The sequence below is a fragment of the Nocardioides caldifontis genome, from assembly GCF_008087345.1.
Classification (GTDB): Bacteria; Actinomycetota; Actinomycetes; order Propionibacteriales; family Nocardioidaceae; genus Marmoricola_A; species Marmoricola_A caldifontis.
Genome location: NZ_VHIB01000008.1, coordinates 552,827 through 575,020 on the forward strand (window position 1 = coordinate 552,827; position 22,194 = coordinate 575,020).

At 74.7% G+C, this 22,194-nt stretch carries 25 protein-coding genes and 1 pseudogene; 11 read left to right on the top strand and 15 right to left on the bottom strand.

Annotation, left to right across the window (positions count from 1 at the left end; translation table 11 throughout):
• Positions 1 to 30: 30 nt before the first annotated feature.
• A complete protein-coding gene (gene aroA / locus FIP57_RS16915) occupies positions 31 to 1,308 on the top strand; it encodes a 3-phosphoshikimate 1-carboxyvinyltransferase (RefSeq protein ID WP_148574675.1) in 1,278 nt (425 codons plus the stop codon).
• A 21-nt stretch (positions 1,309 to 1,329) separates the two neighbouring features.
• Positions 1,330 to 2,328, top strand: coding sequence for a ribosome small subunit-dependent GTPase A (gene rsgA / locus FIP57_RS16920; RefSeq protein WP_148574676.1), 999 nt, complete (start codon positions 1,330 to 1,332; stop codon positions 2,326 to 2,328).
• A gap of 9 nt (positions 2,329 to 2,337) precedes the next feature.
• On the opposite strand, the gene FIP57_RS16925 is transcribed toward rsgA, so the two are convergent.
• Positions 2,338 to 2,826 carry a DUF2231 domain-containing protein gene (locus tag FIP57_RS16925; RefSeq protein WP_148574677.1) on the bottom strand — a complete coding sequence of 163 codons (489 nt, stop codon included), beginning with the start codon at positions 2,824 to 2,826 and terminating at the stop codon, positions 2,338 to 2,340.
• A 108-nt stretch (positions 2,827 to 2,934) separates the two neighbouring features.
• On the opposite strand from FIP57_RS16925, the gene hisN reads away from it, so the two are divergent.
• Positions 2,935 to 3,885 carry a histidinol-phosphatase gene (hisN, locus tag FIP57_RS16930; RefSeq protein WP_148574678.1) on the top strand — a complete coding sequence of 317 codons (951 nt, stop codon included), beginning with the start codon at positions 2,935 to 2,937 and terminating at the stop codon, positions 3,883 to 3,885.
• On the opposite strand, the gene FIP57_RS16935 is transcribed toward hisN, so the two are convergent.
• Positions 3,803 to 4,591 carry a hypothetical protein gene (locus tag FIP57_RS16935; protein WP_148574679.1) on the bottom strand — a complete coding sequence of 263 codons (789 nt, stop codon included), beginning with the start codon at positions 4,589 to 4,591 and terminating at the stop codon, positions 3,803 to 3,805. The two genes, hisN and FIP57_RS16935, sit on opposite strands and share 83 nt — an antisense overlap.
• 99 nt (positions 4,592 to 4,690) lie before the next feature.
• Here FIP57_RS16935 and FIP57_RS16940 point away from each other — a divergent pair, with 99 nt between their 5' ends.
• Both FIP57_RS16940 and FIP57_RS16945 read left to right on the top strand, forming a co-directional pair.
• A complete protein-coding gene (locus FIP57_RS16940) occupies positions 4,691 to 5,149 on the top strand; it encodes a CBS domain-containing protein (protein WP_148574680.1) in 459 nt (152 codons plus the stop codon).
• An 84-nt stretch (positions 5,150 to 5,233) separates the two neighbouring features.
• The gene (locus tag FIP57_RS16945) at positions 5,234 to 5,602 is read left to right on the top strand and encodes an FKBP-type peptidyl-prolyl cis-trans isomerase (RefSeq protein WP_148574681.1); all 369 of its coding nucleotides are present in this window, start codon (positions 5,234 to 5,236) and stop codon (positions 5,600 to 5,602) included.
• 362 nt (positions 5,603 to 5,964) lie between these two features.
• Here the strand turns inward: FIP57_RS16945 and FIP57_RS16950 are convergent, their stop codons facing one another.
• On the bottom strand, positions 5,965 to 6,207 hold the full coding sequence (locus FIP57_RS16950; RefSeq protein ID WP_148574682.1) for an RNA-binding S4 domain-containing protein: 243 nt from the start codon (positions 6,205 to 6,207) through the stop codon (positions 5,965 to 5,967).
• Complete coding sequence (locus FIP57_RS16955; protein WP_148574683.1) at positions 6,204 to 7,463, bottom strand: DUF445 domain-containing protein; 1,260 nt, start codon at positions 7,461 to 7,463, stop codon at positions 6,204 to 6,206. The genes FIP57_RS16950 and FIP57_RS16955 overlap by 4 nt, the downstream gene beginning before the upstream one ends.
• A gap of 91 nt (positions 7,464 to 7,554) precedes the next feature.
• Here FIP57_RS16955 and FIP57_RS16960 point away from each other — a divergent pair, with 91 nt between their 5' ends.
• Entirely contained in the window at positions 7,555 to 7,983 is a 429-nt protein-coding gene (locus FIP57_RS16960; protein WP_148574684.1) for an FAD synthase family protein, read from the top strand.
• Positions 7,980 to 8,339: a hypothetical protein gene (locus FIP57_RS16965; RefSeq protein WP_148574685.1), complete on the top strand. Its 360-nt coding sequence runs from the start codon at positions 7,980 to 7,982 to the stop codon at positions 8,337 to 8,339. Before FIP57_RS16960 ends, FIP57_RS16965 begins: the two co-directional genes overlap by 4 nt.
• A 255-nt stretch (positions 8,340 to 8,594) precedes the next feature.
• Here the strand turns inward: FIP57_RS16965 and FIP57_RS16970 are convergent, their stop codons facing one another.
• The 6 genes and pseudogenes from FIP57_RS16970 to FIP57_RS24535 all read right to left on the bottom strand — a co-directional run.
• A complete protein-coding gene (locus FIP57_RS16970) occupies positions 8,595 to 9,233 on the bottom strand; it encodes a response regulator (RefSeq protein ID WP_148574686.1) in 639 nt (212 codons plus the stop codon).
• 311 nt (positions 9,234 to 9,544) lie between these two features.
• Positions 9,545 to 10,720, bottom strand: a complete 1,176-nt coding sequence (locus tag FIP57_RS16975; RefSeq protein ID WP_148574687.1) for a hypothetical protein — start codon at positions 10,718 to 10,720, stop codon at positions 9,545 to 9,547.
• A 99-nt stretch (positions 10,721 to 10,819) separates the two neighbouring features.
• A complete protein-coding gene (locus tag FIP57_RS24130) occupies positions 10,820 to 11,311 on the bottom strand; it encodes a thiolase C-terminal domain-containing protein (protein WP_238993537.1) in 492 nt (163 codons plus the stop codon).
• A 297-nt stretch (positions 11,312 to 11,608) separates the two neighbouring features.
• Positions 11,609 to 11,896: a hypothetical protein gene (locus FIP57_RS24135; protein ID WP_238993538.1), complete on the bottom strand. Its 288-nt coding sequence runs from the start codon at positions 11,894 to 11,896 to the stop codon at positions 11,609 to 11,611.
• Positions 11,893 to 12,066: a hypothetical protein gene (locus FIP57_RS23740; protein WP_203231321.1), complete on the bottom strand. Its 174-nt coding sequence runs from the start codon at positions 12,064 to 12,066 to the stop codon at positions 11,893 to 11,895. The genes FIP57_RS24135 and FIP57_RS23740 overlap by 4 nt, the downstream gene beginning before the upstream one ends.
• A 52-nt stretch (positions 12,067 to 12,118) precedes the next feature.
• Positions 12,119 to 12,292, bottom strand: a pseudogene (locus tag FIP57_RS24535) (PhlB family protein); the annotation flags it as partial.
• Positions 12,293 to 12,507: 215 nt separating this feature from the next.
• On the opposite strand from FIP57_RS24535, the gene FIP57_RS16990 reads away from it, so the two are divergent.
• The 3 genes from FIP57_RS16990 (at position 12,508) to FIP57_RS17000 (ending at position 15,381) form a co-directional block, all read left to right on the top strand.
• A complete protein-coding gene (locus FIP57_RS16990) occupies positions 12,508 to 13,062 on the top strand; it encodes a YceI family protein (protein ID WP_148574688.1) in 555 nt (184 codons plus the stop codon).
• A gap of 257 nt (positions 13,063 to 13,319) precedes the next feature.
• Positions 13,320 to 13,769: a pyridoxamine 5'-phosphate oxidase family protein gene (locus FIP57_RS16995; protein WP_148574689.1), complete on the top strand. Its 450-nt coding sequence runs from the start codon at positions 13,320 to 13,322 to the stop codon at positions 13,767 to 13,769.
• Positions 13,770 to 13,827: 58 nt separating this feature from the next.
• The gene (locus FIP57_RS17000; RefSeq protein WP_148574690.1) at positions 13,828 to 15,381 is read left to right on the top strand and encodes a sensor histidine kinase; all 1,554 of its coding nucleotides are present in this window, start codon (positions 13,828 to 13,830) and stop codon (positions 15,379 to 15,381) included.
• Positions 15,382 to 15,391: 10 nt separating this feature from the next.
• Here FIP57_RS17000 and FIP57_RS17005 read toward each other — a convergent pair whose 3' ends face one another.
• Together FIP57_RS17005 and FIP57_RS23750 are read right to left on the bottom strand one after the other, a co-directional pair.
• Positions 15,392 to 17,518 carry a RecQ family ATP-dependent DNA helicase gene (locus tag FIP57_RS17005; RefSeq protein WP_148574691.1) on the bottom strand — a complete coding sequence of 709 codons (2,127 nt, stop codon included), beginning with the start codon at positions 17,516 to 17,518 and terminating at the stop codon, positions 15,392 to 15,394.
• Positions 17,519 to 17,522: 4 nt separating this feature from the next.
• A complete protein-coding gene (locus FIP57_RS23750; RefSeq protein WP_203231302.1) occupies positions 17,523 to 19,376 on the bottom strand; it encodes an HsdM family class I SAM-dependent methyltransferase in 1,854 nt (617 codons plus the stop codon).
• Positions 19,377 to 19,426: 50 nt separating this feature from the next.
• Between FIP57_RS23750 and FIP57_RS17015 the strand changes: the two genes are divergently transcribed.
• Positions 19,427 to 20,278 carry an adenylate/guanylate cyclase domain-containing protein gene (locus FIP57_RS17015; protein ID WP_203231303.1) on the top strand — a complete coding sequence of 284 codons (852 nt, stop codon included), beginning with the start codon at positions 19,427 to 19,429 and terminating at the stop codon, positions 20,276 to 20,278.
• Here FIP57_RS17015 and FIP57_RS17020 read toward each other — a convergent pair.
• From FIP57_RS17020 to FIP57_RS17030, 3 genes are read right to left on the bottom strand one after another with little or no spacing between them, the layout of a single operon-like run.
• On the bottom strand, positions 20,265 to 20,807 hold the full coding sequence (locus FIP57_RS17020; protein WP_148574692.1) for a CinA family protein: 543 nt from the start codon (positions 20,805 to 20,807) through the stop codon (positions 20,265 to 20,267). The genes FIP57_RS17015 and FIP57_RS17020 overlap by 14 nt on opposite strands.
• Positions 20,804 to 21,472 (bottom strand): TetR/AcrR family transcriptional regulator, encoded by a 669-nt coding sequence (locus FIP57_RS17025; RefSeq protein WP_148574693.1) that lies wholly within the window; start codon positions 21,470 to 21,472, stop codon positions 20,804 to 20,806. The genes FIP57_RS17020 and FIP57_RS17025 overlap by 4 nt, the downstream gene beginning before the upstream one ends.
• Complete coding sequence (locus FIP57_RS17030) at positions 21,469 to 22,038, bottom strand: TetR/AcrR family transcriptional regulator (RefSeq protein ID WP_162529840.1); 570 nt, start codon at positions 22,036 to 22,038, stop codon at positions 21,469 to 21,471. The genes FIP57_RS17025 and FIP57_RS17030 overlap by 4 nt, the downstream gene beginning before the upstream one ends.
• Between the last annotated feature and the right edge of the window lie 156 nt (positions 22,039 to 22,194).

Here is a 22,194-nt window from a genome sequence, read left to right on the forward strand (position 1 = left end):
CCGGGACCCGGCCTCGGTAGGCTCGCCCCGATGAAGGTGAGCACCGACCTGTGGCCGGCGCCGACCCCGGGGCGTCCGGTGTCGGCCACCGTCAGGCTGCCCGGTTCCAAGTCGCTCACCAACCGCGCCCTGCTGCTCGCCGCTCTGTCCGACGGCCCGTCGGCGGTCCGGGGCGCGCTCCGCTCCCGCGACACGTTGCTGATGGCCGGCGCGCTGCGGGCGCTGGGCGTGGAGGTCGGGACCGAGGGCCCCGACTGGCAGGTCGCGCCCGGACCGCTCCGCGGACCCGCCGAGGTCGACTGCGGGCTGGCCGGCACCGTGATGCGGTTCGTCCCGCCGCTCGCCGCCCTCGCCGACGGCCCCGTGCACTTCGACGGTGACGCCCACGCCCGCACCCGGCCGATGGCGGCGGTGCTCGGCGCGCTGCGGGACCTCGGGGTGGCGGTCGACGACGGCGGCCGCGGCACCCTGCCGTTCACCGTCGAGGGCGCCGGGTCGGTGCCCGGCGGTGGGGTCGACCTCGACGCCTCCGCGTCCAGCCAGTTCGTCTCCGCCCTGCTGCTCGCCGGCGCGCGGTACGACGAGGGGGTCGACGTCCGCCACCGCGGCGGGCCGCTCCCCTCGCTCCCGCACGTCGAGATGACGGTCGCCGCCCTCCGCGAGCACGGCGTCGACGTCGACGACAAGACCCCCGACCGGTGGGTCGTGGCGCCCGGCCCGGTCCGCGCCACCGACGTCGTCGTGGAGCCCGACCTCTCCAACGCCGCCCCGTTCCTCGCCGCGGCCGCGGTGACCGGTGGCCGGGTCACCGTGCCCGGCTGGCCCGCGGCGACCACGCAGGCCGGCGACCGGCTGCGCTTGATCCTCGACGCGATGGGCGTCGCGGTGGAGCTCGACGCCGACGGGCTGACGGTCACCGGGGGCGACGGGCTCCGCGGGGTGGAGCTCGACCTCCACGACGTCGGTGAGCTGGTGCCGGCGGTCGCCGCGCTCGCCGCCCTCGCCGGGACCCCGTCGTCGATCCGCGGCGTCGCCCACATCAGGGGCCACGAGACCGACCGGCTGGCCGCGCTCGCCACGGAGCTCACCAGGCTCGGCGGCGACGTGACCGAGCTCCCCGACGGGCTCGAGATCCGCCCCGCGCGGCTCCACGGCGGCGAGTTCCGGACCTACGCCGACCACCGGATGGCGCACGCGGCGGTGATCCTCGGGCTCGCCGTCCCCGGCGTCCTGGTCGAGGACGTCGCGACGACAGGCAAGACGTTCCCCGACTTCCCGGGGGCCTGGTCGGCCCTCGTCGCGGGCTGACGGGCGGCGGAGCGCCCGGGCATGGCAGGACGTCGGCACTACGAGAGCCTCGAGCAGGAGTCGTTCGACCGTCCCCGGCGCCGCACCCGGCCCCGGACCAAGGAGCGGCCCCGCTACGACGACGCCGTCGACGCCGTGGTGGTCACCGTCGACCGTGGCCGGCTCACCTGCCGGCTCGACGAGGACGACCGCGTCGTCATGGCGATGAAGTCCCGGCCGCTGGGTCGCAAGGGCGTGGTCGTCGGTGACCGGGTGCGGGTCGTCGGCGACGTCTCCGGCACCGAGGGGACGCTGGCCCGGATCGTCGAGGTGCGCGAGCGGACCACCGTGCTCCGCCGCACCGCGGACGACGACGACCCCGTCGAGCGCGTGGTGGTCGCCAACGCCGACCAGCTGGTGGTGGTCGTCGCGCTGGCCGACCCCGAGCCCCGGACCGGCCTCGTCGACAGGGCCCTCGCCGCGGCGTACGACGCCGGCATCGACCCGCTCCTCTGCCTCACCAAGGCCGACCTCGCCGACCCCGCTCCCCTGCTGGCGACCTACGCGCCGCTGGACGTCCCGCACGTCGTGACGCAGCGCGGCGCCGACCTCGAGCCGGTGCTCGAGCGGCTGCGGGGGCGCACCAGCGTGATGCTCGGGCACAGCGGCGTGGGGAAGTCCACGCTGGTGAACGCGTTGGTCCCCGGGGCGGACCGGGCCACCGGCTCGGTCAACGACGTCACCGGCCGGGGGCGGCACACTTCCACGTCCGCGGTGATGCTGCGGCTGCCGGGCGACCCCGGGTGGATCGTCGACACCCCGGGCATCCGTTCGTTCGGGCTGGCCCACGTGGACCCCGCGACGCTGATCGGCGCCTTCCCGGACCTGGCGGAGGCCAGCGAGGAGTGCCCGCGCGGGTGCACCCACGCCGCCACCGAGCCGGAGTGCGGCCTCGACCAGGCGGTCTCGGCGGGCACGCTCGACCCGGCTCGGGTGGAGTCCTACCGCCGGCTGACCGCGAGCCGCGAGGCGCCGTACTGACCTCCGGGGTCAGCTCCCCCAGACGGACCGCGCGCCCGCGTCGCCGGTCATCACGACCAGGACCAGCGCGGCCAGCCCGGCGAGGACGAGCAGCGCCGGCACCACCGTCCCCACCCACGTGGCGGTGCTGCCGGTGTGCTCGAGCTTCCCGGAGACCAGCGCGGAACGCGCCGGGAGGAGCAGGAACGCGAGGACCGCGACGACCGCCAGCACGATGACGGCGTAGAGCAGCAGCTGGGCGCGGTCCTGGTGGGTCTGCAGCTGCTCGGGGATCCGTGGCTGGCCACCGTACCTGTCCTCCAGCAGCGACATGCCGCTCGCGCGCGTCACCACGACGACCAGCAGGGCACCGAGCGCGGTGAGGAGCGTGCCCCAGCGGGCGAACCACCTCCACCCCGGCACCAGCGCCGTCACCAGCGCGAAGAGCGCGGCGAGCGGGACCAGCCCGATCGTGGCGTGCACGATCAGCGGGTGCAGGGGCAGTCCACCGACCTCCATGGTCGGAACCTATCGAGCGGGCCGGGCGCTCGGGAACCTGTACGAACGGGCACGCCTCCCCGCGGTGCCGCCGGAGCCGACGGCACGGCAGGCCATAGCCTGTGGCCCATGCCGACCAACTGGACCGACGACCTGCGGCTCGCCCACGTCCTCGCCGACGACGCGGACTCGCTGAGCACCAGCCGGTTCCAGGCCCTCGACCTGCGCGTCGAGACCAAGCCCGACCTGACCCCGGTCTCCGACGCCGACCGGGCCGTCGAGGAGGGGATCCGCCGGACCCTCGCCCGCGCCCGTCCCCGCGACGCGGTGCTCGGCGAGGAGGCCGGCTCGACCGGGTTCAGCCAGCGGCGCTGGGTGGTCGACCCGATCGACGGGACGAAGAACTACGTCCGCGGCGTGCCGGTCTGGGCGACGCTGATCGCGCTGATGGTCGAGGACGAGGTGGTCGTCGGCGTCGTCTCGGCACCCCAGCTGAACCGCCGCTGGTGGGCGATGAAGGGCGGCGGGGCGTTCACCGGCAAGTCGCTGATGCGCCCGACGCCGTGCCGGGTCTCCGACGTCGCGCGGCTCGAGGACGCCTCGTTCTCCTACTCCTCGCTCGACGGGTGGGACGAGCGCGGCCGGCTCGAGGACTTCCTCGCGCTGGCGCGGCGGTGCTGGCGCACCCGGGCGTACGGCGACTTCTGGAGCTACATGATGGTGGCCGAGGGGTCGGTGGACCTCGCGGCCGAGCCCGAGCTCGCGCTCCACGACATGGCTGCCCTCGACGTGATCGTCCGGGAGGCCGGCGGCCGGTTCACCTCCCTCGACGGGCGCGACGGACCGCTCGGCGGCAACGCGCTGGCGAGCAACGGGATGCTCCACGAGACCGTGCTCGGCTTCCTGGGCTCCGTGGCCGAGCGGCCGTCGAGCAGGGACGACGCCGACCAGCCGGCCGAGCCCGACCCGGCCGGGGCCGGAGGGACCGTGCACGACCTCAGCGCTCGGCGGCGGCCGCCGGCAGCGCCGTCGTCTCCCCCGCAGCCGTCGGGTCCGGGGTTCCCGCCGCTGGGCCCTTGAGCCTCCGCCACGCCGCCAGCCTCCGCCACGCCGCCAGCAGGGCGGGGGCGGTGAGCAGCGCCGCGAGGTCGAACCACCCGTAGCCGCCGGCCGCGCCGGTGGGCGGGTTGCCGATCGTCAGCCAGCCGACCGGGTCCTCCGGCTGCCACGTCCAGGTCCCGAGCTCGGTGCCGAGCACCTCGAGCCACGTCACCACGGCCGCGGCGCCGACGTACACCTCGGTCGAGGGGCCCCACCGCAGGAAGGCGACGAGGCAGCCGAACCAGACCGCGCCGAGCGCGTCGGGCCGGTCGGCCAGCCAGAGCCCGTGCGCCGCCCACGCACCCAGCCCCACCACGGAGGCGGCCACGGCGAGCCGCAGGTGGCGGCGGACGACCGGGGCGTGGCCGAGGGCGAAGGCGGAGAGGTAGACGAGCCCGTGGCCGGGCGGGACGTACGCCGGCACGTTGTCGAACCGGTAGACGTAGACCTCCAGCCCCGGGCTGAAGACGTACTCCACCACCGTCGCGAACGCGACCACCACCGCGGTCTGCACCCGCACCAGCGGGGAGAACCAGCGCAGCGCGACGAGCAGGACGCCCCACGTCGCCACCCCGAGGAGCCGCTGGACCGTCGGCGTCGAGCCGCTGTCGACGACGAGCACCGCGCTCAGCCAGCCCATCATGGCGAGGGCGGCGACGACGCCCCACCGGCACGGCTGCTCCACCGGGCCATCCTGCCGGACGCCCCCGACCGCGGCTCGGGGGTGTCGCGCGGGCGCGCTTCTGCCCTAACCTGCCGGTGTCGCCCACACGGGAGGTCGCTGATGCGCATCCGCGAGATCATCTCCGCCAAGTCCCGCGCTGCCGGAGGGTCCGAGGGCTCCACCCCGGCCGTGGTCACGGTCCGGCCCGACGCGACCGTGACCGAGCTGCTCGGCGTGCTCGCCGAGCACAACGTCGGCGCGCTGGTGGTCAGCAGCGACGGCCGCACGGTGGAGGGCATCGTGTCCGAGCGCGACGTCGTCCGCCGGCTGCACGCGGACCCGTCCGTGTTGAGCTCGAACGTCGAGGCGATCATGACCCGGGACGTGCACACCTGCCCCTCCGACACCACGCTCGACGACCTGATGGGCGAGATGACCAGGCGACGGTTCCGCCACGTCCCTGTCGTCGACGACGGCGTCATGGTCGGCATCGTGAGCATCGGCGACGTCGTGAAGCACAAGATCGATGCGCTCCAGTTCGAGCGCGACCAGCTCGACAGCTACGTCCACCAGACCTGACGGCGGACGTCCCCGCCGGGCCCCGGGCCGCGACGGTGTGCGACGCTGCACAGGTCGTTGCACCCTGCGCGGGAGGAACCCCCGATGGACAAGCCCGAGATCGACTTCCCCGAAGGCCCGCCGCCGTCCGAGCTGGAGGTCACCGACCTCGTCACCGGTGACGGTGCCGAGGCGAGCGCGGGCCAGACGGTCAGCGTCCACTACGTCGGGGTCGCACACTCCACCGGCGAGGAGTTCGACGCGTCGTACAACCGCGGCGAGCCGCTGCAGTTCCGGCTCGGCATCGGCCAGGTCATCTCCGGCTGGGACACCGGCGTGCAGGGGATGAAGGTCGGCGGCCGCCGCCGCCTCGTCATCCCGCCGCACCTCGCGTACGGCGACCGCGGGGCCGGCGGTGTCATCAAGCCCGGCGAGACGCTGATCTTCGTGGTGGACCTGGTCGACGTCCGCTGAGGCGGTCCGGGCGTCATGGGACTCCTGGACCTGACCGGAGTGTGTTGAGCCGCCCCTCGTGGCGCGGACTCGACCGGCGGCGTACATCGTGCAGGTCCGTGCAGGTGAACGAGCTTTGGGACTCCGAGGCCGGTCAAGGGTCGAAGCTCGTTCACGTGGACGGGTCGGGCTCGGGACCCGCCCGACGCGCGCCATGAGGGGCGGCTCAACACCACCCGCGCGCGCCACGAGGGGCGGTTCGACGACTTGGGCGCGGGAGCGGGTACGGGCGGCGAGGGCCTTCGCCCAAGATCTCGGCCGGCGGGTTCACCAACCCCGCTCCGACCTGGCGCCGCCGCCGACGACGCGGCGGGGCCGGGGCGTCAGACCACCCGGACGGTGAGCTCCTCCGCGGGCCCCTCCGGGGAGACCACGGTGAGGCTGACCTCGTCGCCCTTGACGACGCGGCGGCCGCGGCGGGACTCGACCTCGCCGTTGACCTTGACCCGGCCCTGCTCGAGCAGCGGCTTGACGTCGGAGCCGGCCTCGACGAGGTCGGCGAGCTTGAGCAGCTGGCCGAGCCGGATCTCCTCGTCGCGGATCGGCACGTCGCGGTAGGCGGTCATCCCGCCACCACCGCGACGGTGTGGATGAGGACGCCGACGAGCCCGCCGACGATCGTCCCGTTGATCCGGATGAACTGCAGGTCCTTGCCGACGTGCAGCTCGATCTTGCGGGAGGCCTCGCGGCCGTCCCACTGCTCGATGGTCTGGGTGATCACCGAGGTCAGCTCCTTTCCGTAGCGGTCGACGAGGAACACCGCGAGCGACGCACCTCGCTCGTCGAGGCGGTCACGGAGCGCCGGGTCCCCCTGGAGCCGCTCGCCGAGGGCGATCACCTCTGCGACCCCGCGGCGCACCACCTCACCGTCCGGGTCGGAGAGCGCGGCGACGAAGGCGCGGCGCAAAGCGTTCCAGAGCGAGACGAAGGTGGCCGGGACCTGCGGCTGGGCGAGCACCCGCTGCTTGAACCGCTCCATCCGCTCGATGGTCTCCTCGTCGTGGAGCAGCCCGTCGGCGAGGTCGGCGAGCAGCTCGTCGAGGGCGACCCGCGACCGGTGGTGCGGGTCCTTCCGGATGTCCTCGATCCAGGCGAGCACCTCGGTGTGCAGCCGGCGGATCACCCGCTCGTTGAGCGCCTCGGGCGCCCACCAGGGGGCCCGCTCGGCCACCACGTCGTAGAAGGTGTCGGCGTTGCCGACCAGCCAGCCGTGGGCCTCGTCGAGGAGCAGGTCGACGACGCTGTGGTGCACGCGGTCGCGGACCAGCTCCTGGAGCAGCCCGCCGGCGAGCGGGCTGATCGGCTCCTCGGCGAAGCGCGGCACCAGCACCCGCTCGACGAGGTCGGCCACGTCCTCGTCGCGAACCCGCTCGAGTCCGAGCCGGAGCAGCTCCGCGCCCTCGGTCACGACCCGGCGGGCGTTGGCCTCCTGGGCCAGCCAGTCCCCCACCTTGGAGGCCGGCTGCGCCCCCAGCACCCGGGTGCGGATGACCTCCTCGCGCATGAAGTTCTCGCCGACGAACTCCTCGAGCCCGCGGCCGAACATCTCCTTGCGCTTCGGCACCAGCGCGGTGTGCGGCACCGGCAGCCCGAGGGGGTGCTTGAAGAGCGCGACCACCGCGAACCAGTCCGCGATCGCGCCCACCATCGACGCCTCGGCCCCGGCGTTGACGAAGCCGAGGAAGCCGTCGCGGTCGAGCGTCAGCAGGTAGACGACGGCGGCGAGGAGCAGCAGCCCGACCGCCACCGTGCGCATGCGGCGCAGGGCAGCCCGCCGCTCGTGGTCGAGCTGCGGGTCCGCAGAGATCACCGGGGCCGCCATCGCGCTGACGCTACCCGGTGGCCGACCGCCGACACCGGCACGCGGTGGGTGCCGCACCACCCCGCGGGCGCCCGGTGGCAGGATCGCGCGCATGCCCACCCAGCCGACCGAGGCCGCCACCGGCTCGACCACGGTGATCACCTTCGGCACCTTCGACGTCTTCCACGTCGGCCACCTGCGGGTGATCGAGAGGGCCCGGGAGTTCGGCGACCGCCTGGTGGTCGGCGTCTCGGCCGACGAGCTCAACCTCCGCAAGAAGGGGCGGCTCCCGGTCTTCTCCCAGGCAGAGCGGCTCGAGATCGTCGCCGCGCTCCGGGCCGTCGACGAGGTGTTCGTCGAGGAGAGCCTCGAGCTCAAGCGTCAGTACGTGCTCGAGCACGGCGCCCAGGTGCTCGTCATGGGCGACGACTGGGCCGGCCGGTTCGACGAGCTGGGCGACATCTGCCGCGTGGAGTACCTCCCCCGGACGCCGGCCATCAGCACGACCGCGTTGATCGAGAAGATAGCCTCGACCCCGTGAGCGAGTCCTCTGCTCCCGGCACCACCCGCCCCCGGAAGCACCCCAAGCACCTGATGGTCCCCGGGCAGCCGCGACCGGCGGCGCCCCGCGGCTCGATGACCCTGAGCACCGTGCAGAAGTGGGTGCTCTCCACCCTCGCCGTTAGCACGGTGCTCCACCTCGCGGGCGGCTTGGTGCTCGCCGCGAAGTACGTCGACGAGCGCTCCTCGACCATCGGGCTGCTGGTGATCGCCGCCCTGATGGGGATGCTCGGCATGCTGGTCGGGCTGCTCATCCACCGGGCGCGACCGCTGCACCCGCTGCTGCTCGCCGGGCTGCTCCCGGCCGCCCTCGGCACCTGGTGGATCTTCGGCTGAGCTGGTTGCGCGACCGCGTCGGCTCCGCCGCCGCGCTGCCGCGGGGGCTGGTTGCGCGACCGCGTCGGCTCCGCCACCGCGCTGCCGCGGGGGCTGGTTGCGCGACCACGTCGGCTCCGCCGCCGCGCTGCCGCGGGGGCTGGTTGCGCGACCACGTCGGCTCCGCCGCCGCGCTGCCGCGGGGGCTGGTCGCGCCGGGGATGAAAACGCACGGAGCGCGGCGGCTGGGCCGCCACGCTCCGGTGCCAGGATCGATCAGTTGAGCAGCTTGCTGGCGAGCACCGCCGCCTGGGTGCGCCGCTCGAGCCCGAGCTTGGTGAGGATGCTCGTGACGTAGTTCTTCACCGTCTTCTCGGCGAGGAAGAGCTGCTCGCCGATCTGCCGGTTGGTCAGCCCCTCGGCGACGAGCTCGAGGATCCGCCGCTCCTGGGGGGTCAGCGACCGCAGCTCGGCGGGCTCGGAGGCCCCACCGTCACGGAGCCGGTCGAGCACCCGCTGGGTGACGGCCGGGTCGAGCAGCGACTGGCCGTCGGCGACCTTGCGGACCACGTCGAGCAGGTCGTTGCCGACGATCTGCTTGAGCACGTAGCCGGCGGCGCCGGCCATGATCGCGGCGAACAGCGCCTCGTCGTCGTCGTACGACGTGAGGATGATCGCGCGGATCGAGGGGTCGACCGAGCGGATCGCGCGGCACACGTCCACCCCGCTGCCGTCGGGCAGCCGGCCGTCGAGGACCGCCACGTCGGGGCGGAGCGCAGGGATGCGCGCCTCGGCGTCCTTGGCCGAGCCGGACTCACCGACGACCTCGAAGCCCTCCTCGGAATCGAACAGATCCTTCAGGCCCCGGCGGACGACCTCGTGGTCGTCCAGCAGGAACACCCGTACGACGCTCATGCACTCCTCAGTTCCCGTGATGACGCCCTGGTGGTGGGCGTCGGGCGGTTGTGGCCCCATGCTATCGGTCCGCACCGCCCGTGGCTCGCCGCCGCACGAAGTCGTGGCCCGCTCGTGGCCACGAATCTCCGGGAACGGCATCGGGCCGGCCCTGGGAGGGCCGGCCCGGTGGTCCCTGGTGCGCGACGGGAGGTCCGCGCACTGTCTCTCCGGAGACTGCGGCGCCGTCGCCGTGGGAGGTCGGCTCGAGCGTCCTGTCCATGATGCACCCGGGCGACCGGCTGCGGGCCTACCTGATGAAGCCGGGCGGTTCAGGACGGGTGTCCCTGACCGGACAAGCCGGGCTCGGCCCCGGCGCGGACGGCCACCGCCTCCTCGGGTGTGACGACCCCCTCCCGGAGCAGCCGCCAGGCCTCCTGGCGGGAGCCGACGAGCCCGAGGAGCACCGCGACCTGGGTGCGCGTGGGGCGCACCGGGAGCGTCTCGGCCCTGCGGTGCAGCGCAGAGACGGCGGCCGCGGCCGGGCGGTACGTCGCCCCCACACCGGCCCTGTCCAGCGCGGCGATGTCCCCCGGTCCGGGGCGGCACCCGACCTTCTCCCACGCCGCGAGCAGCTCGGCCGCCTCCTCCAGGCTCCGGCCGGTCACCTCGGCGAGCTCACCCGCCAGCCGGACCGTGATGCCGCCCTCGACGAGCACCGAGATCGTGGGCCGGCCGATCCCGCGGGCGAGCCACTGGCCCCGCAGGTGCGGGTGGGTGCGGTCACCGGCGCCGTACCCCCAGGCGGCCCAGACCACCACGTCCGGCTCCGGCCGGCGGGCGACGGTCGCGGCCAGCCAGCCGAGGTCCCGGCAGTGGTACGCCACCCCCAGGTAGGCCTGCGCCGGGAGCGGGCCGCCCCGGGGCAGCACGGCGTCCTGGACCTCGAGGACGAGCTCGGGCGGCACACCGGCGTCCCACAGCGCGTCGAAGCCGCGGACCTCCCGCACGCACGCCAGTGCGACCCACCCCTCGGGAGGGCAGGTCGCGAAGCCGCCGTGCGCGGTCTCGAACGCCGCCGCCAGCCGTTCGAGGACGGCGGGGTCGGCGCCGTAGCGGGGCGCGAGGTGTGTCGCGCTCCGCGCGTGTGCCGCCGCCTCGGGGGCGCTCCCGAAGGACTCCTGCTCGCAGATGCACCCGGCCGTGGGCTCGGTGACGACCCAGCGGCCGGCGTGGTTGCGCCCCAGCGCGAGCAGCCGACGCCGGGCGCGCAGCTGGGCGAGGTCGCGGAGCGCCGGGGCCGTCCGGTCGACCAGGTCGACGCAGGAGCGGTGGCCGCCCAGGGCGACCGCGGCCCGCTCGGCGGCGAGGTCGTGAGGGACCCGCACGGTCCAGTCCGGCTCGACCACGACGACGTGGCGGGTGGGCGGCGCCTCGTCGGAGCGGCACTCGACCTCGACGGCCAGGGGTGCTCCGCCGGGGGCGGGACCGATCGGCTCCGCCTCCACCACTGCTGCTGCCCTCCCGTGCGCCGACGACCTCACAGGACTACCAGCCCTCGGGGTCCCGATCAACGCGGCCCGGGCCGGCGACGGGCCCGCGGGACCTCAGGTGGAGAGCACCACCGACGAACCGTGGCCGAACAGCCCCTGGTTGGCGGTGATCCCCACCCGGGCACCCTCGACCTGCCGCTCCCCCGCCCGCCCGCGGAGCTGCCAGGTCAGCTCGCACACCTGGGCGAGCGCCTGGGCCGGCACCGCCTCGCCGAAGCTCGCCAGCCCGCCGGACGGGTTCACCGGCACCCGGCCGCCGAGCGCGGTGTCGCCCTTGCGGAGCAGCACCTCGGCCTCGCCCCGGCCGCAGAGGCCGAGGTCCTCGTACCAGTCGAGCTCGAGGGCGGTCGAGAGGTCGTAGACCTCCGCGACGTCGACGTCCTCCGGCCCGATGCCCGCCTCCTCGTAGGCCGCGTGCGCGATCGACTCCTTGAAGCTCCGCTCAGCCGGCGGGACCGCCGCCCAGGAGTCGGTGGCGAGGTTCGGCATCTCGATGACGGGCTGGGGGTAGGTCGGCGTCACCGTCGAGACCGCGCGCAGCCGCACCGGGGAGGACGCGCCCCGGGCGCGGGCGCGCTCCGCGTTGGTGAGGACGACCGCCGCTCCCCGTCGGAGGTCGCGCAGATGTCGAGCAGGTGCAGCGGGTCGGCGACGACGGCCGAGGAGAGCACGTCCTCGACGGTGACCGCCTTGCGTAGCGGGCGCGGGGGTTGAGCCGCCCGGCGGCGGCGTTCTTCACCTTGACCTGCGCGAAGTCCTCGGCCGTGGCGCCGTAGAGCTCCATGCGGCGGCGGGCGTACAGCGCGAAGTAGGCGGGGTTGGTGATGCCGAGCAGCCGGAACCTCAGCCAGTCCGGGTGTCGAGGGCCTGCGCGCCGGTGGCGCAGGCGGCGTACGACGTCGCGACGCGGGCGCCGTTCCACCCGAGCGCCTGGGCGAAGGTCGCGCCGGCCACGTAGCCGCCGTTGCCGTTGCGGACCGTCTCGCCACCGACGACGAGGTCCACCTCCTGCCAGTCGACGCCGGCGTCCGCGAGCGCCTCCCGGGCCGCGGCGACGCCGTACTCCACGAAGGGCCGGCCCCACTTGCCCCAGGGGTGCATCTCGACCCCGAGCACCGCGACGTCGGTCACCGGACCGCCCCCTCGTCCGTCTCGTCGCCCAGCCCGTCGACCGGCTTCCACCGCCAGACCGTCCGCTCCCCCGACCCGTCGACGTACAACGGCTCGACCACGAGCTCGACGTGCGCGCCGACGGCGAGGTCCTCCACGCCGTAGCCGTCGGCGACCTGGCCGAGGACCACGAGCCCCTCGGGGGAGCTCGACGGCGGCGAGCGCGAACGGCACGTGCTCCTCGCTTCGCGGGACGTACGGCGGCGGCTGGTGGCGGGCGTCGGTGTAGGACCACACGGTTCCCTGGCCGGAGAGCCCGACGCGCTCGACCTCGGTGCCCGTGCACGCCCGGTTCCGGCACGGCCCCTCGACCGGTGGGAAGAACAGCGAACGGCAGGCGGTGCACCGCGTGGCCACCAGGGCCGGGGTGGGGCCGGTGGTGAACCACCCTCGATCGCCGGGGTCGCCTCATCGGAGCACCTTGTCGCCGCCGAACTAGAACACGTTCTCGTCGTCGTCATCGTAGCGCCCGCGTCGGTCGGTCTGGACCGCGCATGGACGAACGGTTGATCTTTCAAGCAAGCCGTGGCAACATAGTTGTTAGTTCAACCAACGACTCCAGGAGGAACCCCATGAGCACCCTCACCAACGCGCTCGCGACCGGCACCTACACCGTCGACCCGAGCCACTCGCGCATCGGCTTCGTGGCCCGCCACGCCATGGTCACCAAGGTCCGCGGCGCCTTCAACGACTACGAGGCCGTCGCCGAGGTGAACGGCGACTCGCTCGCCGACTCCAAGATCCGCGTCGCGATCAAGGCTGCCAGCGTCGACACCCGGAGCGAGCAGCGCGACGGGCACCTGCTCAGCGCCGACTTCTTCGACGTCGAGAACCACCCCGAGATCACCTTCACCTCGACCCAGGTCGAGCCCGTGGGCGACGACGTCCTCCGGGTCACCGGCGACCTCACCATCAAGGGCATCTCGAAGCCCGTGACCATCGACTTCACCTACGAGGGCTCGGCGGTCGACCCGTTCGGCAACCAGCGGGTCGGGTTCGAGGGCTCCGTGGTCGTGAACCGCAAGGACTGGGAGCTCAACTGGAACGCCGCGCTCGAGGCCGGCGGCGTCCTGGTCAGCGAGAAGGTCACCCTGGAGTTCGAGATCTCCGCGATCAAGGACGCCTGACCGGGCTCTCCGGACGGCGCAGCCGGGCTCGCTCGACGCGCCGCTCCACCCCTGGAGGGGACCGCACCTACCGTGCGGTCCCCTCCTTTGTGTAGGTTTTGCCCCTATTCACTCTTGTCTGAGTCTTTTTGTCCCGCGAGACGGGACCATCGCCCCACTGCGCGGGCGGACGATCTGACTGATGCTTGTATCGCGCCATCGGCACGACCGAGCGGACAGACCCCGCAGACCGACCACGCACCCGAGGAGGGCCAGGCATGCCGGAGTCGCGCGACCTCGAACCGCAGGAGTGCGAGCGGCTGCTGCGCGCCGGCGTCGTGGGTCGGGTGGCGCTCTCCACACCGGACGGTCCGCACATCGTGCCGATCAACTACTCGGTGTTCGAGGACACGATCGTGGTCCGGACGTCGTCGTACAGCGTCCTCGGCACCTACGGCCGCAGCGCGATGCTCGCCTTCGAGGTGGACCACTTCGACCACGAGCGGCACGTCGGGTGGAGCGTGGTCGCGCGTGGCCGCAGCTGGGCCGAGGTCGACCCGGCGGAGGTCGCCCGCATCCGCGACGCGTGGCAGCCCCGACCCTGGGCGACGGGCAACCGCAACCTCTACCTGCGGATCCGCTGGAGCACGTTGACCGGGCGGGCGCTCGGCAGCGACTGGACACGCGAGAACGAGTCACCGGTCCACCGCACCCTGACGGCGCTCTGACTGGCACGATGAGCCGATGGACTCAGGTCTCGGCTCGCACCCGGCCGAAGGGAGGCCGATGACGCCCGCGCGCGGCACCGACCCGTCGGTCACCGGACCGACGGCCGAGGTGACCGCCGGTGCGCTCCTGGCGGCGTTCACCGACCTCTCCTCCGACCTCGACAGCCGCAGCGTCCTGCACCGGATCGTCACCTCGGCCGCGGAGCTCACGGGCGCACGGTGTGCCGCCCTGGCCGTGGTCGGACTTGACGACGTCGTCACCGACGTGGTCACCCATGCCGCCGACGACGCCTCGGCGTCCGCGCTCGAGGCGCGGGTCCGCCGCCAGGCGATCACCCCCGCCGACGCGCCCGCGGAGGTGGGCCCCGACGGCTCCTCGCTGGTGGTCCCGATCCGGGTGCGCGGCGCCGACTTCGGCCGGCTCCACCTGGTGGAGAAGGGCGACGGCCTCTTCGACCAGCGCGACGGGCTCCTCGTGCAGTCGCTCGCCGGGGTCGCCGGCATCGTCATCGAGAACGCCCGCGCGTACGGCCTGAGCGAGCGGCGCCGCCGCTGGCTGGAGCTGTACGGCGAGCTGTCCGAACGGCTCGCCCCTCCGATCTCGCTCGAGGACGCCTCCGCCCGCATCGTCGAGGCGCTGGCCGAGGCCTCCGGCGCGGTGTCGGCCGCCGTGGTCCTCGTGCCGGACGGCGACGCCCCCTCCTTCACCGCGTTCACCGGGCGACGGCTGGAGCTGACGCCGGAGGAGACCAAGCAGCTCGACGCGAGCGTCCACGAGGCGCTCCGCACCGGCGACGTGGTCGAGGCCCCGGTGCGCGACCTCGCCGCAGTGCTGGTGCCGCTGCGCGCGCACCTCTCGCTGCCCCAGGTGCTGATGCTGCTCCACCGCCCCCAGGACCGGACCGACCCCGTCGAGGAGCGCGAGCTGCTCTCGTCGTTCGCCGACCAGGCCGCGCTCGCGCTCGACCGGGCCCAGGCGATCGCCGACCGCGAGGAGATGGCGGTCATCTCCGACCGCGACCGGATCGCGCGCGAGCTCCACGACGTGGTGATCCAGCGGCTCTTCGCGACCGGGCTGCACATGCAGTCGGCGCGGTCGGCCGCCGACACCCCCGAGCTCAAGGAGCGGATCGACACCTGCGTCCGCGACCTCGACCAGACGATCCGCGACATCCGGGCCACGATCTTCCAGCTCCAGAACCGGCCGCAGAGCTCGCTGCGCAGCGAGGTCCGCGACGTGATCCGCGAGATGATCCCCAAGCTCGGGTTCGCGCCGTCGGTGCACACCCAGGGGCCGGTCGACCAGACCGTCGACCCCAAGGTCCAGCAGCAGCTGGTGGCGGTCCTCCGGGAGGCGCTCACCAACGTCGCCCAGCACGCCGAGGCGGGCAGCGCCCAGGTCGACCTGCAGGTGACCCCGACCCACCTGCGGCTCCGGGTCAGCGACAACGGCCGCGGGATCCCCGAGGAGCGCACCGAGAGCGGGCTGCGCAGCGTCCGTCGCCGTGCGCTGCTGCTGGGCGGCAGCCTCGACCTGTGGCCCAACGACCCTTCGGGGACGGTCTTCGTCTGGGCGGTCCCCTACGAGAGCGGCGCGACCGGCCAGTCCTGACCCCGGCTCCTCAGGGGCGTCGGTGCAGCAGCAGCGGCAGCACGGCCGCCGCCCCGGCCCGGCGGAGCATCGCGCTCGCGATCGTGACCGGCCAGATCGACGACGTCGCGTCGACGACCAGAAGGACGGTGCGGCCGCGGACCGCGTCGGCGCAGCCGGTGACGTCGACCCCGTCGCGCCAGAACACCGCCTCCTCCGCCGCGCTGGCCTCCCGGGACGGCACGGCGCCCCGCGGCACACCGATCGAGCCGCGGTCGAGCCGGCCCACCCCGGCAAGGTGGTCGGCGACGGCCCGGGTCAGGACCGGGTAGCCGGCCGCCGGCAGGTCGAGCACCACGTCGGGGCGGGACGGCCACTCCGACCGCCAGCCGGTCATCAGCCGTACGCAGCCGTCGAGCACCTCCTGGGGCGGCGCGGCGTCGCGGGCGAACATCTCCCGCACCGCGTCGCGCCACTCGGGGGCGTCGGCCAGCGCGAGAACGCGCCCCTCGGCCGGCTGCTCGTCGGCGGGGATCCGGCCCCGCGACCCGAAGGAGCCGCCCGGCCACATCTTGCGCGGCTCCAGCCGGTGGGTCTCGCCCCGCAGCAGGTTCGCCACCCGGCCCACCGTCGTCGGGTCCGGCGCGGCCCCGAGCCCCTCCGGGAGCGCGCCACGGCAGACCGAGCACCGGCCGCAGGGCTCGGCGGTCGGGTCGTCGAGCGACTGCTGCAGGAGCTCCATCAGGCACCGCTCGCCGCGCAGGTACGTCCGCATGATGTCGGCCTCGCGGCGGCGCACGGCGATCACGCCGTCGTAGTGTTCGGCGTCGTAGGACCACGGTCTCCCGGTCGCGCGCCACCCCGCCTCGACGCGCTCGACCACCTCGTCGACCGCCAGCTGCTTGAGCAGCAGCTCGACCCGGCCGCGGCGGACGCCGGACTGCGCCTCCACCGCCGGCACGGACACCGGCTCGTCGGTGGAGAGCACGGCGAGCACCCGCTCGACCTGCTCGGGCACCGGGATGGTGGCGGTCGTGAAGTGCTCCCAGACCCCCGCGTCCGCGTCGGAGGGCAGGAGCACGGCGAGCGCGTGCTCGATCGCCCGCCCGGCGCGGCCGACCTGCTGGTAGTACGACACCGGGGACGGGGGCGCCCCGACGTGCACGACGAAGCCGAGGTCGGGCTTGTCGTAGCCCATCCCGAGCGCCGAGGTGGCGACGAGCGCCTTGAGCTCGTTGGCGCGCAGGGCGTCCTCGAGCCGCTCCCTGGTGCCCGGCTCGAGCTGTCCGGTGTACGCCGCGACGGGGAACCGGTCGCCGTGGGCGGCCCGCAGCACCTCGGTCAGCCGGTGGGCGTCGGCGACGGTGAGCACGTAGACGATGCCGGAGCCGGGCAGGGCCGGCAGGTGGTCGGCCACCCAGGCGTAGCGGTCGAGCGGACGCAGCGCCGGGACCACCGCGAGCTCGAGGCTGGCCCGGGCGAGCCGGCCGCGGAGCACCAGCGTCGTCTCGCCGAGCTGGTGGGCGACGTCGTCGGTGACCCGCTCGTTGGCGGTGGCGGTCGTGGCCAGCACCGGGGTCTCGGGGTTGAGCCGGCGGAGCACGTCGGCGACCCGTCGGTAGTCGGGGCGGAAGTCGTGGCCCCAGTCGGAGACCGCGTGCGCCTCGTCGACCACCAGCAGCCCGAGCCGCCCGCTGAGCGCGTCGAGCACGCGGCGGCCGAACCCCGGGTTGGCGAGCCGCTCGGGCGAGACCAGCAGGACGTCGAGCTCGCCCGACAGCAGCTCGGCCTCGGTCCGTCCCCACGCCTCGACGTTGCCGGAGTTGAGGGTGGCCGCCCGGAGCCCGGCCCGGCCGGCGGCGGCCACCTGGTCTCGCATCAGGGAGAGCAGCGGCGAGACGACCAGCGTGGGTCCCGCCCCCTCGGCCCGCCGGATCGCGGTGGCGGCCCAGTAGACCGCGGACTTGCCCCACCCGGTGGCCTGCACGACGAGCACCCGGCTGCCGGGCTCGCACAGCGCGGCGACCGCGACCTCCTGGTCGTCGCGCAGCCGCGCGTCGGCGCCGGCCATGGCGGCCACCACGCGGTCGGCGACCTCGGCGCGCTCGGGGGTGAGCCGCGGGGCGGCCGGGGCGTCGGTGGAGGCGTCGGTGGTCATCCCGTCACCGTAGGCGGCCGCACCACCAGTCGAGGACCTCACCCTGCTCGACTGTGGAGAGCCCGTACGCCGCGCACATCGCCGCACCGAGCGGACGCAGCCGCTCACCCGCCGGCCGGCCGGGGTCGTCCTGCGCCGCCCGGGCCAGGGCCGCCCCCTCGTCCCAGGCTCCACGGTCCGACGGGAGCGGGAGCGCGGCCACCTGGCGGGCGCTGAGCTTCACCGCCCGCATGGTGAGCGCGGTGCCGGCGTAGCGCGCGGCGGCGTGCGCGGAGACCGGCGGAGCGAGGAGCACCGCGAGCAGGTGCCACAGCTGCTCCGGGTCGGCGGCGACCGTGACCACCGGCACCGACGGGAGCCACCGGCCCCCGGGGTCGGCGACCGCCTCGACGACCGGCCCCTGGGTGGCGACGAGCACCTTCGGGACCAGCCGGGCGGCCGCCCAGCCGGCGAGGGCGGGCGGCAGCGCGTCGACGTCGACGACCGGAGCCGTCCAGCGCTGCTTGAGGAACCGGGTCGTCCGGCTCCCCCACAGGCACGCCGCGGGCTCGACCAGCCCGGCGGTCACGAGGGGAACCCCACCGGGGAGGTCGGCCTGCTCGTGCACGCTCCCGGCCAGCCCGTAGTACTGGTCCCGGAAGTCGGCGGTGCACGACGCCATGGTCCCGACGGTGCCGCTGGTCGTGCGCAGCACCACCTCGGGCACCCCCAGCCCGGCAGCCAGCAGGAAGGACCACTCGCCGTCGAGCTCCCCGGCGGCCACCTCACGGGGCGCGACCGGACCGAAGGACGGCCCGTGGGCCCGGCGTACCGGGCCCTGGGGGGTGGCCGTCCGGAGCACCGGGGCGCAGGTCAGCACCGGCGTCCCCTCGAACACCGGGCGGTCGCTCGCCCACACCGACTCCAGCGCGCACCCCGCGGCGAGCGCACGCCGGACCCCGGCCGCGTCCCGGGCGGCGAGCAGCGACTGCGGCTGGACGAGGCCGATCCGGCCTCCGGGGCGGACCCATCGCACCGCCCGGTGAAGGAAGACCGCGCTGACGTCGGTGTAGGGGCCGATCGAGCCCTCGCCGCGGTCACCGAGCAGCCGCACGGTCGCGGCGTCGGGGGCGGTGCGCCGCTCGAGCCGGTTGAGGAACGGCGGGTTCCCGACCACCACGTCGTGGACCCCGTCGGGCTGGGCGCCCAGCAGGGCGTCGTCGACGCGGAGGCGGAGCTCCGGCCGCGGTGCGGGGTGCCCTGGCTCGACGAGGAGCAACCAGAGGCAGACCCGGGCCAGCTCCACGGCGGCGTCGTCGAGGTCGGTCCCGTGCACCTGCGTGACCGCGGCCGCGAGTGCGCCCGTCGAGCGAGCCGCGATCCGCCGGGCGGCCTCGACGAGGAAGATCCCGCTCCCGCACGCCGGGTCGAGCACCGTGACCCGGCCGGGGTCGGGCGCCTCGTCCAGTGCCGGCTCCAGCGTCTCGTCGAGCAGGTGCGCGACGAGCGCGGGCGGCGTGAACCAGGAGCCCGAGCGCTTGCGGCCGGTCGGGTCGGCGGCGAGGAGCTCCTGGTGCACCCGGGAGAGCAGCCACGCGGTGCCCGTCGGCTCCGGGTCGGGCGCCGCCGCGTCGAGGAGGTCGAAGACCTCCCCCGACACCTGCGCCGGCACGGTGGGGTCGAACCCCTCGAGCGCGTCCTCGGGTCCGGCCAGGGCGCCGGCCCGCCGGGCGAGGACCGCGTGCAGCACCCGGTACGTCGCCCGCAGCGCCAGGCCCCGGTCGCCGTCGAGGGGGCCGGTCAGCCGCTCCGCTCCGGCCGCCAGCGCGCCCGCGAGCCGGGTCGTGGGCCGGGTGGCGGCGCGGGCGGAACGGTTCACGGACCGAAGCGTCGCACCACCGAGCTCCCGCGCGTGGCAGCCTGTCCGTCGTGGCGGACGGTCCCCTGCTCGTGGCGCTCGTCGTGGTGTCGGTGGTGTCCCTGGGCGCCGCGGTCGCGGCCGGCGTGCTCGCCGTACGGCTGCGAGGGGAGAACCGGCGGCTCCGCGAGGAGCTCGAGGAGCTGCGGCGGCCGCTGCGGGACGCGGCGCCGCAGAAGGCCCTGCAGGCAGCCGGGTGGGCCGTCCGGACGGTCGTCGACACCGCGGGCCGGGTGCGCGAGCGCGGCATCGTCGGCGGGCTGCTGCTGGCGCCGATCGAGGAGCTGACCGGCTGGGCGTTGCAGGGCGAGGACGAGATCGCGGCCGCGGCGCGGCCGGACGGGACGGTCGCCTTCCTGTTCTCCGACATCGAGGGGTCGACGGGGCTCAACGACCGGCTCGGCGACCGCGAGTGGGTGCGGGTGCTCGCGGCGCACGACCGGGCGGTCCGGGCGGTGGTCGGCCGGCACGGCGGGCACGTCGTCAAGACCCAGGGCGACGGGTTCATGGTCGCCTTCGGCACCCCCGACCAGGCGGTCGCCGCCGCGGTCGAGGTCCAGCGCGTGGTGCCGGCCCGGCACCGGCGGCTGCGGAGGACGGGGGTGCGGGTGCGCATCGGCGTCCACGTGGGCTCCGCGGTGTCGCGGGAAGGCGACTACTTCGGGCGCAACGTGGCCAAGGCGGCGCGGGTGGCAGCGCGCGCCGAGGGAGGGCAGGTGCTGGTCAGCGAGGAGGTACGCGCGGCCCTCCACCCCGACGAGCGGCTGGAGGTGACGCCGGTCGGCACGGTGGAGCTCAAGGGGCTGCCCGGCGGGCACCCGCTGCACGCCGTGGCCGTGCGCTCCGGTGTCAGTCGTCGGTGAGGTCGCCCGAGACCGCGATCGCGTCGGGCGCCGGCTCGCCGGGGTCGGCGTCGCCACGGTCGACCGACTCGGTCATCGCCTTGAGCAGCAGCCCGAGCGCCTGCTCGGTGGCGCTCTCGACGACCTCCCCGGGATCGCCGTCGATCTCCATCCGGTGGACGGTGACGTCGCCACGGACGAGCACCGCGACGTAGAGGGTGCCCTCACGGTGCCCCTCCTCCGGTCCCGGACCGCCGGCGCCCGTGGTGGACACCGCACAGTCGACCTTGAGGAGGCGGGCCGCCCCCTCGCACATCTCGAGGGCGCACCGCTCGGAGATCAGCGGTCCGGGGGTGACACCGAGGACGTCGTACTTCACCATCCGGGAGTAGGAGACGACGCCCCCGTGGAACCACATGGCCGCCTCCGACCCGCGGGCGAGTGCGGAGGCGACGGCGCCGCCGGTCAGCGACTCCGCCGCGCCGAGCGTGAACCCGTGCTCCTTGGCGAGCTCGGCGATGTCCTCGACGTACTTCGTGGGGTCGGTCACCGGCCCATCCTGTCAGTGCGGTCCCCGGCCGTTCCGGCAGGACGGTCCGCCGCACCCTGCAGGACCTCCGCCACGGTGTCGAGCAGCAGGTCGAGGAAGAGGTCGCTGTCCAGCCCCTCGCCCGCGCGGTGGCTCAGGACCAGCCCGTCCGTCGCCACGACGAGGAGCCTGGCGAGCTCCGCGGCGACCTCCTCGGGCGGGCGCTCCCCCGCCGCTCCCGACCTCCGCAGCTCGGTCGCGAACCACTCCTCGAACACCTGCATCCCTTCCCGGCGCAGCGCGACGAACCGGGTGCGCGCCGCCGAGTCGTGCTCCCGGGGCTCGAGCAGCAGCGACTGGCCGAGCCGGAGGTAGGCCGTCGCCTCTCCGAGGTCCCGGAACCAGGGGCGGAGCAGCTCGTCGAGGACCGCCACCAGGTCCTCCCCCGGCCCCACGGGGCGCCACTGCGGTCGGCGCTCCAGCCACCCCTCGTAGTGGTGGAGCACGACGGCGGCAAGCAGCTCGTCCTTGTCCTCGAAGAACCAGTAGACCGAGCTGGCCGGCAGGCCGCAGCGCTCGGTGATCCGGGCGATGGTGGTTCCCGCGTAGCCGTGCTCGGACACCACCTCGGCAGCGGCCTCGAGGATCCGCTCCCTGGACGCACCGGAGCGCCGGGCCGCGGTCACGACGCCTCCCGCTGCAGCCGGCGGACATGGGCGACGAGACCGCGGGCGAACCGGTCGGCGAGCGCGTCGAGGTCCCAGTCGTCGGTCGACGACGAGGCGACGAAGAGCCCGTCGAGGAGGGCGAGGAACGAGGCGCTCAGCCGGTGGGCGAGGGCCGGGTCGGCGATCTCCTCCGGCAGCAGCCCCAGCCACCACCCGGCCAGCGCGTCGACGGCCCGCCGGTGCACGTCGACGAAGGCCTGCCGGGCCCGCGCCTCCTCCCCGGGCGCCTGCAGCGAGAGGACCAGCCCGAGCCGCCACGCCGCCGGGTTGTCGACGACGGCCCGGACCCCGCGCCGGAACCGCTCGCGCACCGCGACCTCGAGCTCGGGGGGCAGGGACTCGCCGTGCGCCAGCCCCTGACCCCAGAGGGCGAAGCCGCGCTCCAGGGCGGCCGCCAGCAGCCGCTCCTTGTCGCCGAAGTGCCAGTAGAGCGAGGAGGCCGGCAACCCGGACTCCTCGGAGATGTTCTTGACCGTGGTGCCCCCGTAGCCGTGGACGGCGGCGACCCGCAGCGCGGCGTCCATGATCCGCTCCCGGGACCCTGCTCCTCGTGGACTGCGATTTCCGGTCATCTGACCAGTCGACTTCCCTGTAGTGACCGTTCCATGCATACTACGGGCCTGTAGTGATCACTACGGAGTGCTCGCGCGGGCGGTGTCCCCCCACCCCAACCTCGTCCG

Excerpts from the sequence above, each read along its gene's own strand:
- aroA (WP_148574675.1), top strand. The coding sequence starts at position 31 with ATGAAGGTGAGCACCGACCTGTGGCCGGCGCCGACCCCGGGGCGTCCG.
- rsgA (WP_148574676.1), top strand. The coding sequence starts at position 1,330 with ATGGCAGGACGTCGGCACTACGAGAGCCTCGAGCAGGAGTCGTTCGAC.
- FIP57_RS16925 (WP_148574677.1), bottom strand. The coding sequence starts at position 2,826 with ATGGAGGTCGGTGGACTGCCCCTGCACCCGCTGATCGTGCACGCCACG.
- hisN (WP_148574678.1), top strand. The coding sequence starts at position 2,935 with ATGCCGACCAACTGGACCGACGACCTGCGGCTCGCCCACGTCCTCGCC.
- FIP57_RS16940 (WP_148574680.1), top strand. The coding sequence starts at position 4,691 with ATGCGCATCCGCGAGATCATCTCCGCCAAGTCCCGCGCTGCCGGAGGG.
- FIP57_RS16945 (WP_148574681.1), top strand. The coding sequence starts at position 5,234 with ATGGACAAGCCCGAGATCGACTTCCCCGAAGGCCCGCCGCCGTCCGAG.
- FIP57_RS16950 (WP_148574682.1), bottom strand. The coding sequence starts at position 6,207 with ATGACCGCCTACCGCGACGTGCCGATCCGCGACGAGGAGATCCGGCTC.
- FIP57_RS16955 (WP_148574683.1), bottom strand. The coding sequence starts at position 7,463 with ATGGCGGCCCCGGTGATCTCTGCGGACCCGCAGCTCGACCACGAGCGG.
- FIP57_RS16960 (WP_148574684.1), top strand. The coding sequence starts at position 7,555 with ATGCCCACCCAGCCGACCGAGGCCGCCACCGGCTCGACCACGGTGATC.
- FIP57_RS16970 (WP_148574686.1), bottom strand. The coding sequence starts at position 9,233 with ATGAGCGTCGTACGGGTGTTCCTGCTGGACGACCACGAGGTCGTCCGC.
- FIP57_RS16990 (WP_148574688.1), top strand. The coding sequence starts at position 12,508 with ATGAGCACCCTCACCAACGCGCTCGCGACCGGCACCTACACCGTCGAC.
- FIP57_RS16995 (WP_148574689.1), top strand. The coding sequence starts at position 13,320 with ATGCCGGAGTCGCGCGACCTCGAACCGCAGGAGTGCGAGCGGCTGCTG.
- FIP57_RS17000 (WP_148574690.1), top strand. The coding sequence starts at position 13,828 with ATGACGCCCGCGCGCGGCACCGACCCGTCGGTCACCGGACCGACGGCC.
- FIP57_RS17005 (WP_148574691.1), bottom strand. The coding sequence starts at position 17,518 with ATGACCACCGACGCCTCCACCGACGCCCCGGCCGCCCCGCGGCTCACC.
- FIP57_RS17030 (WP_162529840.1), bottom strand. The coding sequence starts at position 22,038 with ATGGACGCCGCGCTGCGGGTCGCCGCCGTCCACGGCTACGGGGGCACC.